The 12,175-nt window shown below is 64.3% G+C and carries 8 protein-coding genes; 5 read left to right on the forward strand and 3 right to left on the reverse strand.

Annotated features, from left to right (window positions below):
- Positions 1 to 23 precede the first annotated feature (23 nt).
- Both BG83_RS0115845 and BG83_RS0115850 read right to left on the reverse strand, forming a co-directional pair.
- Positions 24 to 1,469 carry an MFS transporter gene (locus BG83_RS0115845; protein WP_024977667.1) on the reverse strand — a complete coding sequence of 482 codons (1,446 nt, stop codon included), beginning with the start codon at positions 1,467 to 1,469 and terminating at the stop codon, positions 24 to 26.
- A gap of 41 nt (positions 1,470 to 1,510) precedes the next feature.
- Entirely contained in the window at positions 1,511 to 2,176 is a 666-nt protein-coding gene (locus BG83_RS0115850) for a TetR/AcrR family transcriptional regulator (RefSeq protein WP_024977668.1), read from the reverse strand.
- 229 nt (positions 2,177 to 2,405) lie between these two features.
- Here BG83_RS0115850 and BG83_RS0115855 point away from each other — a divergent pair, with 229 nt between their 5' ends.
- Positions 2,406 to 3,662, forward strand: a complete 1,257-nt coding sequence (locus BG83_RS0115855) for a branched-chain amino acid ABC transporter substrate-binding protein (protein WP_024977669.1) — start codon at positions 2,406 to 2,408, stop codon at positions 3,660 to 3,662.
- Positions 3,663 to 3,686: 24 nt separating this feature from the next.
- Here the strand turns inward: BG83_RS0115855 and BG83_RS0115860 are convergent, their stop codons facing one another.
- Positions 3,687 to 4,619: a 2-hydroxyacid dehydrogenase gene (locus tag BG83_RS0115860; protein WP_024977670.1), complete on the reverse strand. Its 933-nt coding sequence runs from the start codon at positions 4,617 to 4,619 to the stop codon at positions 3,687 to 3,689.
- A 272-nt stretch (positions 4,620 to 4,891) separates the two neighbouring features.
- Here BG83_RS0115860 and BG83_RS0115865 point away from each other — a divergent pair, with 272 nt between their 5' ends.
- The 4 genes from BG83_RS0115865 to BG83_RS0115880 all read left to right on the forward strand — a co-directional run bounded on the left by BG83_RS0115865 (position 4,892) and on the right by BG83_RS0115880 (position 12,116).
- Positions 4,892 to 5,605 (forward strand): glycine zipper 2TM domain-containing protein, encoded by a 714-nt coding sequence (locus tag BG83_RS0115865; RefSeq protein WP_024977671.1) that lies wholly within the window; start codon positions 4,892 to 4,894, stop codon positions 5,603 to 5,605.
- Between the two features lie 88 nt (positions 5,606 to 5,693).
- Entirely contained in the window at positions 5,694 to 7,532 is a 1,839-nt protein-coding gene (locus BG83_RS0115870; protein WP_024977672.1) for a methyl-accepting chemotaxis protein, read from the forward strand.
- A gap of 742 nt (positions 7,533 to 8,274) precedes the next feature.
- On the forward strand, positions 8,275 to 10,386 hold the full coding sequence (locus tag BG83_RS0115875) for a glycosyl transferase family protein (protein ID WP_024977673.1): 2,112 nt from the start codon (positions 8,275 to 8,277) through the stop codon (positions 10,384 to 10,386).
- Positions 10,383 to 12,116, forward strand: coding sequence for an NfrA family protein (locus tag BG83_RS0115880; protein ID WP_024977674.1), 1,734 nt, complete (start codon positions 10,383 to 10,385; stop codon positions 12,114 to 12,116). Before BG83_RS0115875 ends, BG83_RS0115880 begins: the two co-directional genes overlap by 4 nt.
- Positions 12,117 to 12,175: the final 59 nt, after the last annotated feature.

Here is a 12,175-nt window from a genome sequence, read left to right on the forward strand (position 1 = left end):
GCGTGGCGCAGGTTTGGCACAGATCAAGCCGGCCTGTCGTCAACCGACAGCGGCGCAGCCACGTGTTCTAGCGGCTTGCGTTCGGCAGCCGTCCCCCAGCAAGCCTGCACAGCGGCAGCAAGCAGCATCAGCACCGCGCCGAATGCGTAGCCACCGAACACGGCACCGCGCGAGTGCGTATCGATCAGCCAGCCGAACAGCGCAGGCCCGGCCACGCCGCCAAGCCCCGTGCCCACGGCATAGAACAGCGCGATAGCCAGCGCGCGCACCTCCAGCGGAAAGGTTTCGCTCACCGTCAGGTACGCCGAGCTGGCGGCGGCCGACGCAAAGAAGAACACCACGGTCCACGCGATGGTTTGTGTAGTGCCATCCAGCACACCCGCCTTGAACAGCGCGCCACTGACTAGCAAGAGCACCCCGCTGATGGCGTAGGTCGCGGCAATCATCGTGCGCCGGCCGACCACGTCAAACAGCCGCCCAAGCAGCAGCGGCCCAAGAAAATTGCCCAGCGCGAACGGCAGCAGGTATGTGCCGACCTTCGTTGCGGGCACGTCATAGAAATCCGTCAGCACCAGCGCGTAGGTGAAGAAAATCGCGTTGTAGAAAAACGCCTGCGCCGCCATCAGCGCGAGGCCCACCAGCGCGCGTTGCCGGTGCTGCACGAACAGCACGCGTGCGACTTCCATCAAGCGTGGATGGCCGCGGCGGCGCATGCGCAATGCGGGCAGCGGAGCGGTATCGAAGCGATGGCCGCGTGTGGCGATTTCGCTTTCGATGTTCTGCACGATGGTCTGCGCTTCTTCGTGCCGGCCGCGCGTGATGAGCCAGCGTGGGCTTTCCGGAATCCAGAAACGCATCACCAGAATGATGAGCCCCAGCAGGGCGCCGATGAAGAAGCACAGCCGCCAGCCGGTATCGATGCTCATGTGCGCTGGGTCCAGCAGCCACAACGATGCACCTGCGCCCAACGCGGCACCGATCCAGAACGTGCCGTTGATGGCGAGGTCGGTCCAGCCGCGCACGCGTGCCGGCGTCAGTTCTTGAATGGTCGAGTTGATGGCCGCGTATTCGCCGCCGATGCCTGCGCCTGTGAGCACGCGAAACACGACGAGGCTGGCGAAGCTCCACGAAAATGCCGTGGCCAGCGTGGCCAGGATGTAGACGCCCAACGTGATGAAGAACAGCTTGCGGCGGCCCAGTCGATCCGTCATCCAGCCGAACAGCAGTGCGCCGAACACCGCACCGACCAGGTAGGCGCTGCTGGCAATGCCTACCTGCGCGTTGGTGAGATGCAGCGTGGGGCTTTGCTTGAGCGCGCCGGCCACGGCGCCGGCCAGCGTCACCTCCAGGCCGTCGAGCAACCATGTAATGCCCAGCGCAATGACCACGCGCGTGTGAAAGCGGCTCCACGGCAGGCGATCGAGCCGGCCGGGCAGGTCGGATGTATGAAAGGCTGGCGATTCGGGCATCGCGGCGCACTCAAAGTCGAATGCGCTCGATGCAGCACGAATTATTCCCGCGACGGCGCCGCCGAACCTTCAGACGGTGCGCCCGCGAGCAGTGTGTCTTCAAAGAAGCGGCGGCGCGCGTCCTTGTCGGGTTTGCTGCCCTGGTGCCAGAGCGTGGCCTCCGATAGCTGGTAGGCGTACAGCATGAAGGCGCGCGCCTTGGCGTCCTTGCGCGCAAAGCCGATCGCCTGGAAATGCTGGACGTAATAGTCCATACGATGCTCGTCGACGGCTTCGACGGCTTCTTGCGCCATCGGGTCGCGCCGCGCCCAGGCACGGATAGCAAATTCGATCATGGCCGTGCGGCGGGCGCTGCGTCCGCGAAACGGCAGCGCGAGCAGATCGCGCACGAGCCCCTGCACCGACGGATTTTGCCGCTCCAGCTTGGGACCCACGCGCGTGCGCTCGCTCCAGTCCTGCAATACCTGGTGCAGCAGGTCGTCGCGGTTCTTGAAGTGCCAGTAGAAGCTGCCGCGCGTAACGTCCAACTGCTTGGCGAGCACGTCCACGCGCACGGCATCAATGCTCTTTGTCACGAGCAGATCGGTGGCGGCGCGCACCCAGTCGTCAGGCGTGAGCTGTGCACGCGGCGCGGCGGGGGAGGCGGAATCGGCATCGACTGCGACGGCTTCGTCGTGTTCGTCGATCTGCGGGGATGACTTTGGCATGAAGGCGGATTCTAGCCCCGCTGACGAGGCTGTCCAGCGCTTAAATCGTGCTGAGGCCCCCAGGTTTGCGCGGGTTGACACGGCAACAAACGCACTCCTACCATGCACATACGTTTGTGTATGGAAGGATCGAGCTACCGTAAGCCTTGGTTTGCGGTTTAGTGCAAGAACCATGCTCGACGATGCCTTCTGCACGGCGTCAAACGATAAGACATCAGGAGACATTTGCATGAAGGCATTCCGACTCGCGCTGTGCGCGGCGGCAGCAGTTGGCACATTCGCGGGCGCATTTTGCCCGAGCACCGTCCACGCCGAGACCGTCAAGATCGCGTGGATCGATCCGCTATCCGGGCTGATGGGGGCGCTTGGCCAGAACCAGCTGCGCAGCTGGCAATACGCGGCCGATCTGGCCAACCAGCAGAACTGGAGCGGCAACGGCACCAAGTTTGAAGTGGTTGGCTTTGACAACAAGGTTTCGCCGCAAGAGAGCCTGACGATCCTCAAGCAGATCACCGACCAGGGCATCCGCTACGTCGCGCAGGGCGACGGCTCCAGCGTGGGCATGGCGCTGCAGGACGCCATCGCCAAGTACAACGACCGCAATCCGGGCAAGGAGATCATCTATCTCAACTACGCCGCGGTCGATCCGGACATGACGAACAACAAGTGCAACTACTGGCACTTCCGTCTGGACGCCAACTCCGACATGAAGATGGAGGCCCTGACGAGCTATCTCGCCAAGGACCAGAACATCAAGAAGGTCTACCTGCTGAACCAGAACTACTCGTTCGGCCACCAGGTGGCGCGCGCGGCCAAGGAATACCTCAAGCGCAAGCGTCCGGACATCCAGGTGGTGGGGGAAGATCTGCACCCGCTCGCGCAGGTGAAGGACTTCTCGCCGTATGTCGCGAAGATTCGTGCTTCCGGCGCCGATACGGTCATCACCGGCAACTGGGGGAGCGATCTGGCACTGCTGATCCGCGCATCGAAGGATGCGGGGCTGACCACCAATTTCTATACGTACTATGCAGGCACCACCGGTGTGCCCACGGCGATGGGGGCCTCCGGCGCAGACCGCGTGAAGGTCATCAGCTACTTCGCGCCGAACGACGGCAACCCGAAGACGAGCGCCGTGCTCGACGGCTTCAAGAAGAAGTACAACGACGACTTCTTCAACGCTGATGTCTACACCGGCATCGCCTTCCTGGCCAAGGCCATCAAGACCAGCGGTTCTGCCGAGCCTGCCAAGGTGGCCAAGGTGATGGAAGGCATGACGGTCGATGGCCTCAATGGCCCGATCGAAATGCGCAAGACCGACCACCAGGCGCAGCAGACGCTGTACGTGACCACCTGGGTGAAGGCCGACGGCAAAAAGATCAAGTACGACCAGGAAAACACCGGCTATGGCTGGCGTACCGACGTCACGCTGGAGCCGCACCTTGCGGCCCAGCCGACGTCGTGCCAGATGAAGCGTCCGGCGTCGTAACCGCGTGATGGTGGTGTTCCCGGCCTAGACCGGGGACACCACCCCCGTGCCCGCCAGGTGCCCACGGGCGTTCTCTAGAAAGCGATCCACCGTGGCCTGCACCGATTCCGGCGACCAGCCGGCAATGTGCGGCGTCAGCACGACCTGCTCCAGATCCAGCAGCCCGGCCGGCGGCTTGGGCTCGCTCTCATACACATCCAGCCCCGCGCCCCCCAGCTTGCCTGAGCGGATGGCCGCTTCCAGCGCCGCCGTATCCACCACGCTGCCGCGCGCGATGTTGACCACGTAGCCGTTCGGGCCCAGCGCTTCCAGGATCGTCTGGTTGACGAGGTGCTTGGTCTGCGCGCCGCCCGGCGTGGCAACGATCAGAAAGTCGGCCCACTCGGCCATGTCCTTGAGCGCGTCGAAGTAGCGGTACGACACCCCGTCGCGTGGCTTGCGGTTGTGATAACCGATCTGCATGTCGAAGCCCGCAGCACGGCGTGCGATCTGCAGCCCGATGGTGCCCAGACCAACGATGCCCAGGCGCTTGCCGCAAACACCCGGTTGCAGCGGAATGTCGTCGCGCCAGACGCCGTTGCGTGTGGATCGATCCAGCTTGGGAATCCCTCGCACGGTGGCCAGCAGCAAGCCAAAGGCGTGGTCGGCCACGCAGGCGTCGTTGGTGCCGGCGCCGTTGGCAACCGCTACGCCACGGGCGCGGGCGGCCTCCACATCGATGTTCTCGTAGCCAGCGCCCAGCGCGCAGGCCAGTTCCAGCTTGGGCATCGCGGCAATTTCCGCTCCGGTCAGGCCCGTCGAGCCATTGGTCAGCACGATGCGAACTGCTTGCCCGTCGCGCGCGATGGCGGCATCGCGTTCGGCGCGGGTCGGTGCATGGATGACGTGAAAATGTTCAGCGATCTGCGCCACGTTATCGGGCGTCATCGCAATGAGGAGCAGCAGGGTCGGTTGCATGGTCAGGAGAGGAGGCGGGCCGCATGAATGGGGCAAGGCCCCGTCGGCAAGGAGGTGCGTCGCACGGCGCTTGGCGATGATAACGTGCGCCCCGCCGCCTTGCTGAAAGCCACGGCCGTCATGCGGTTACACCCCGTTACCGATGAGCGGGTTTGGTTGCACGGGTTTGTAGGGCTGCGGCATAGACTTTGCGGCAAGAGGCGCATGGCCGCAGGCCGCAGAGCAGACTGCTGGTCCGGCCCAGACGCCTTGTTCACAAGACGGGATTGATCATGCAAGCAACGAACAAGTCGGACCGTGCAGGGCGCGTAGCGCGTTGGGTGACAGTGGCCACATTGGCTGCCGTGGCAGCGGGGCTGACAGGCTGCGTGACGGCGCCGGCGTACCCCGGTTATGGCGCGGGCTATGGCGCGGGTTATGCCGCGGGCAGCAATGCTTACGGCAACAGCACCGGCCCGACCACCTACAGCAGCGGCTATGCCAGCGGGTACGACAACACGTATAACAACGGCTACGGCAGCTATGATCCGAACGCGCCGCAGCCCTATCCGCAGCAGCCGGCGCCGACCTATTCGCAGCCACAGCCGACTTACTCGCAACCGAACTATTCGCCGTATCCGAACAACGGCGATCAGTCTTATCAAGCGCCCGCGGATAACCGGTACGGCGTTGTTGAATACGTCGAAGCGGTGCCCGTGCGCGGCCAGTCGAGCGGCGTAGGTGCGGTACTCGGCGGTGTGGTGGGCGGCTTGCTTGGTCACCAGGTTGGTGGCGGCCGCGGCAACACCGTGGCCACCATCGGCGGCGCGGTGGCGGGCGCCATGGCGGGCAACGCCGTGGAAGGCAATACGGTGGTCGGCCAGACTTATCGCGTGACCATGCGGCTGAACGACAACTCGCGCGTGACGCTCACGCAAAACAACCCGAACGGATTGCGCGTGGGTGATCGCGCCCGCATCGAAAACAACATGGCAGTGCCTTACTAGCCACATCCTGCATGGGGCCGCCCGCGTGGGCTTCAGAAACGGAGCGGGTCGGCCGATATAGCGGAGGCAATAACCCGCCGTGACTGCCATGCTCAATCGACTTTCCATCCGTTTCCGACTCAACGCAGCGCTGGCGCTGCTCGCTTTGCTGCTGGCGATTACCGGCACCATTGGCGTGATCGGGATGCGCGCCTCCGACGCGAATATCAATGAGGTCTACACCAATCAGCTCGCTTCGGCGTCGCTGATGGGCAAGGCGCAGCTGAATGCAGCGATCGTGCGTACGACGCTTGATCGGGCGGTCTTCCATCCGGATGCGGCCGACGTGCCGGCCATCATCGAAAAGGCCAACGCTTACCGCGCCAAGTCTGAGGGGGCGTGGAAGCAATACAAGGCGCTGCCCATGAACGCGGAGGAAGCACGCCTGGCCGCCGACGTTGAAGCCAAGCGCACAGCGTTGTTCCGCGATGGCGTCGAACCGCTGATGAGCGCCCTGCGCGCGCACGATACCGCCGCCGCAGATAAAGTGGTCATGACCATCATCCCGCCGCAGTTCGTGGCACTGTCTGCTGCTGTGGACGCACTGGATCGCAGCCAGGCCGAGCAGGCCAAGACCGCCTACGAAGGCGCGGTCGCCCGCTCGCACGCGTTTCTGATGCTGATCGTTGGCGCCATCGTGGTGGGCATTGCTGCGGCACTGGGCTGCGCATTCGGTCTGCACCGCGCGATTTCGGTGCCGCTGTCGAAGATGCTGGGCCACTTCAGCGCGATCTCGAACGGCAACCTGACCGAGCGCATTACCGTCAGCAGTAAGGACGAAATGGGCGCGCTCACGCAAGGTCTCATCGACATGCAGCACGGGCTGATCCGTACCATCGTGACGATGCGCGGCGGCAGCGAATCCATCGCCAGCGCCACCAAGCAGATTGCGGCCGGCAACATGGATCTGTCGCAACGCACGGAAGAACAGGCCTCGTCGCTGGAAGAAACCGCGTCGAGCATGGAAGAGCTGACCAGCATCGTGCGCCAGAACGCCGATAACGCACGACAGGCCAGCCAGCTTGCGGGCAACGCGTCGGACATCGCCGTCAAGGGCGGTGAGGTGGTGGGCCGCGTGATCGAGACGATGTCGGGCATCAACGACAGCAGCAAGAAGATCGCCGACATCATCGGCGTGATTGAAGGCATTGCGTTTCAGACCAACATCCTCGCGTTGAATGCGGCGGTGGAAGCCGCTCGCGCAGGCGAACAGGGGCGCGGTTTTGCGGTGGTGGCGGGTGAGGTGCGCAGCCTGGCGCAGCGCTCGGCCACGGCGGCCAAGGAGATCAAGGAGTTGATCAGCGATTCGGTTGGCCGTGTTGAGAACGGCTCGACGCTGGTGACCGAGGCTGGCGCGGTGATTGACGAAGTGGTTGTGGCAGTCAAGCGCGTGACCGACATCATGGGCGAAATCAGTTCCGCATCGGACGAACAAAGCGCCGGTATCGAGCAAGTCAACCAGGCCGTCACGCAGATGGACGAAGTGACCCAGCAGAACGCCGCGCTGGTGGAAGAGGCAGCGGCTGCTGCGCAATCGCTGGAAGAGCAGGCCGGCGTGCTGCGTGAAGCGGTGGCGTCGTTCCGCTTGCCGGCGGCCGGTGCTCACGCTGAGCCCGTGATGGCGCCCGTGGCCGCAAAGGCGGCGCCCGCTGCGTCGGCTACATCGGCCGCATTGACCGTTTCCAGCCCGGTCGCTAAACCGGTTGCACGCAGACCTGCCGTGGCGACGGCGCGTGCGGCCGGCAAGCGCCCCGCTGCGCAGGTCAAGTCGGCCGCTGTGCCAGTTCAAAGCGCGAAGGTAGCGCCTGCCGTGGCAGCCGAGCCCAAACCTGGCAAGCTTGCCTTGGCTGCGGCCTCCAGCGATGCCGACGACTGGGAACAGTTCTGACGCACAAGCCGACACACTCCTCCCAACAAGCCGCGCCCTGAGCGCGGCTTTGTGTTTCAGCGCTGTAACCGATTTGCTGGATTGCTTGGGCCGATGTTGTCAGCCCGGGCTGCGATTCGCGCAGCAACGTCGTGCGCGCGTGGCAAGACAACCCGGCCGGTACGCCTGCGGCCTGCCGTTCGTCATGCCGATCCTTTGCGCATAAGGCTTCGCAACCCGCCCCATGTTGCGCACCGCCGCGCATGGGGCAACATCCCACCGTGCCTGTCAGACGGGCTGCCTGCTCGCCTAACCCAAACACCCTGCACTTGATCGTTCAACGCCTCCGTCATTCGTAGGGAGGCCTTGTACGCTGCCCGGACGACTGTCCCACCCCATCGGATGGCGTTGCATGCCGTGGCGTTGATATTGCTCCCCCCACCGCCCGCGTCTTGCGTTCACCCATGCAACAACCCGGCGCACCCGGCACGTGTCTGAAGGCGTATGTGGTGCGTTGCACCGCATAACCGCGCGCCTCGGCGGGCGTTGGTATGGTCCTCGCGTTCCTCCTCGCGGGAAGCAGGCTAGAGGGCGACGCATCCACCCGATCGACAGCAGGTAAGCGGGACGGATGCCACGGCGCAAAGCGGTTGCGCCGGACGTCGAAGAAGACCTTTGGGGGAAGCATGAGTGCCACAGCGCAAGGCGGGGGGTACGCCGGACACTGGCGACGCGCCCGTAGGGTGGGAGCAGGGGAGCAGCCATGAGCGATCTGCCATGGGAGCTTTACCTGGCATTGCTCAATACCTTGACGGTGGCGACCACGCTCGTCATCTTCATCAGCACCGCCGACGATTTCTTCCTGGATGCCTTCTACTGGGTGCGGGAGCTGTGGCTCTGGCCGCAGCGTGGGCGCACGCCGGTCACGATCTCGGCGCAATCGCTGCGCGAGCGCGAAGAGCAATGGCTCGCCATCATGGTGCCGGCGTGGAAGGAGTACGACGTCATCGCCAAGATGGTCGAGAACACCCTGGCGACGATGGAGTACACGCGCTTCATCATCTTTGCCGGCGCGTACCGCAACGATGCGGAGACCACCACCGAAGTCGAGCGCATGGTGCGCCGCTATCCCGGCCGCGTGGTGCGCGCAGCCGTCACGCACGATGGCCCGACGTGCAAGGCCGACTGCCTGAACACCATCATCCAGACCATCATCCGGCACGAGGCAGGCCACGGCATCCGCTTTGCCGGCGTGATCATGCATGACTGTGAAGACGTGATCCACCCGCTGGAGCTGAAGTACTTCAACTACTTCATCCGCGATCAGGATCTGGTGCAGTTGCCGGTGCTATCGCTTGAGCGCAAGTGGTACGAGTGGGTGGCCGGTACGTACATGGATGACTTTTCCGAGACGCACCAGAAAGACCTGGTGGCGCGCCAGGCACTAACCGGCACGGTGCCTGGGGCCGGTGTTGCGCTGTGCTACAGCCGCCGCGCGATCGAAGCGGTGATGAAGGTGCGCGGCGATTCTCCGTTCAACACCAGCACGCTCACCGAAGACTACGACTTCAGTTTCCGACTGCGGGAACTCGGCATGCGTGAAGCATTCGTGCATTTCCCGATCTGCGAGAACGCAGAACCGGTTGAAGACGCCCAGGGCAAGACACGCACACGCTGGCGCTTTGGGCGGCGCAAGGGCGCACGCCCGCAACTGCTGGCCACGCGCGAGTACTTTCCGAGCACGTTCCGCACGGCGTACCGCCAGCGCGCGCGCTGGGTGCTCGGCATTGCGTTTCAGGGTTGGTTGCAGATGGGCTGGAACGGCAACCTCATCACCCGCTACATGTTCTTCCGGGACCGCAAGGGCGTGCTGACGGCCCTGTTCTCGATCCTGGCCTACGTGCTGTCGCTGAACTATCTGGCGCTAGCCGCGTTGATGTCAAAAGGCTTGGTCACCATTCCGGACGGCACGTTCGTGGTCGGCAGCATCTGGATGCAGGATCTGTTGGCTGTGAATGCGGCGCTGCTCGTCAATCGGCTGGCGCAGCGCGTGTACTTTGTCGGGCGGCTCAACGGCCCGCTGCAAGGCGTGCTGTGTTTGCCCAGGCTGGTGGTGAACAACTTCATCAACTTTTTCTCGGTATGCCGCGCGTGGAAGATCTTCCTGATCTACTGCCTGACCGGCAAGCCTATCGCCTGGGACAAGACGCAGCACACCTATCTGTCGAACGACGCACTGGGCCGTACGCGCTGCAAGCTGGGCGAGACGCTCATCAAGTGGGAAGTGCTCACGCAGGAGCAGTTGGATGCCGCACTCGCCATCCAGCGCCAAACCGGACGCCGGCTTGGGCAAGTGCTGATCGAGCAGGGCCTGGTGACGCCCGATACGCTGGCCGATGCATTGGCCGAGCAGGTCGACCTGCCGCGCGTGAGCCTGACCAACGTCGTGCTCGGTGCGCTTGCCGATTGCCTGCCGCGTGACTTGGCAGTACGGCATCACGTGGTGCCGTTCTCGATTGGCGAAGACGGCTCGCTCAACATCGCCGTGTCGGAGTTGCCCGACGGCGCAGTGCTGGAAGAGCTGGCCCATGCGGCCGGCCGCAAGGTCGCGTGCTTCATGGCGTGCGATCACGAAATGTCGGCCGAGCTGGCGCAGATGGCCGACCCCAACCGCCGTACCACGGTCGTGTTTGGCCCGGCGGCGCATTCGGCCATGCTGGCCGTCGAATCCATGACGGGCGCCGGCCCAGGTGTTGCAGCCGGCACGGCACCCGCACCCGAGGCTTCCACCATCCCCCCGATTCCTGTGCCGCCGGACCTGCCCCCTGGGCCAGACCCGCGGCCGAACCCATCTGTTGCGGGAGGTGTGGCATGACACACGAGAGAGTCAACCGTTTAACCGTGCGCCATCTGCGCTGGCCGATTGCTGCGGCAGTGTGGGCGTTGTGTCATGGCGTATCACTGGCAGAGCAGCCTGCGCCGTTGCAGCCCGATGCCTACTTTCGCGCCGATCGCGCTTATCACGCCATCGATGGCAACAAGCTCGACGATGCCGAAGCCGCCACGCGTGCGGCATTGGCCGTGCAGCCTGACAGCCTGCAACTGAACCTGCTGCTGCTGGATGTGCTCACCCGCAAGGGCCAGTTGGATGCGGCACGCGCGCAGGCCGATGCGTTGCTGCAGAAGTATCCCGACGAGCCACGCGTGTACGCCCAGCACGGGTTCCTGGCGCAGAAGGCCAACGACCCCGCCGTCGCTGAACGAGACTTTGCGCGCGCCGTGCAAGGCACCGACTGGACCGCGCAGGAGCAGCGCAACCTGCATCTGGCCTGGTCGGACAGCGCGTATTCCGCCAAGCATCCGCAGGCTGCCCTCGATGCGCTCAGCGGCATGAAGGACAACCCCGATGCCGACGTGCAAGTGCGTCTCGCGCAGTCACGCCTGCAATTGGGCGACCGGGATGGCGCAATGCAGGCTGCCACGCTGGCCGCCGAACACGCTACGGACCCGGCGCGCCAGCGCTACGCCAAGGCGCTGCTCGCCCAGGCGATGGCGCCCGAAGCGCAGGCTGCGCCCACGTCCGCCAATGATCCGCGCGTGATCGGCCAGCGTGAGTTGAACGAGGCTTACAGCCATCTGCGTGCGCGTGACGACCGCGCTGCATTGGCAGCGTTCCAGCGCGGCTTCGCCACGGGCGAGGGTAACTGGACCCACTACGCCGATGCCGCCTACGCAGCAAAGCGGCTGGGCGACAACCCGACTGCCATCAAGCTCTTCCGAGAGAGCCTCGACCATGCCGACGCCGATGCCAACAGCGACCGCGGTGGCAATGGAGACGACCGCCTTCCACCGGATCGCCGCTTCGGCTACCGGCGTGAAGTCGAGCAGATGCAGCGCACGTTCGGCATGGTTCTCTCTGGCGCGTATCAAACGTCTGCATTCGGTTTGCCCAACACGGTGAGCGCGGGGCAGGCTGGCGCAGAGGTGTACTGGCAACCGCCCGGTATCGGCTACCGCGACGGCAGCATCTTCCAGCTCTTCGTACGCGGCTACGACAGCGTGTACGACCGCAACGGCAACACGGGTCTGCCGACCGCGCAGGGCTCGGTGGGCGCACGCTACAAGCCGATCAAGGACATCAACCTGGTGTTCACCGCCGAGCGTCTCTTCCGCATCGGGCAACTGACCACCAACGATACTTTGCTGCGCATCGGCTTCTCGACCGACCAGGGGCTCGACCTGCAGGTCACCAAGCCGCGCTGGCAGACGTGGCAGGTGTTTGGCGAGGGCGCGTACTTCCTCAACCAGGGCCGCATGATCGTCAGCACGGAAATGCGCTACGGACACACGTGGTTACTTAACTCGATCAGCGATCGCCTGACGGTCTATCCGCATATCGTGCTGGCGGGCGATCACGACAACAAGGCGATCGATCAGCGGCTCGCACTGGGTGTCGGCCCAGGCATCAACTTCCGCTACTGGTTTCGCGAGTCGCACTACGCAGCGCCGGCCAGTTGGCTGGATTTGACCGTGCAATACCGCTTGCCATTGACGCACGCGGATCGAGCAAAGGGGGTGGTCGCGCGAGCCATTCTTTGGTTCTAAGTCAGTCCTGGATTCAAGCAGACCCCAGTCAGAGGTGTCGCAGATGAAACGTTTTTGAC

The sequence above is a fragment of the Ralstonia pickettii genome, from assembly GCF_000607165.1.
Classification (GTDB): Bacteria; Pseudomonadota; Gammaproteobacteria; order Burkholderiales; family Burkholderiaceae; genus Ralstonia; species Ralstonia holmesii.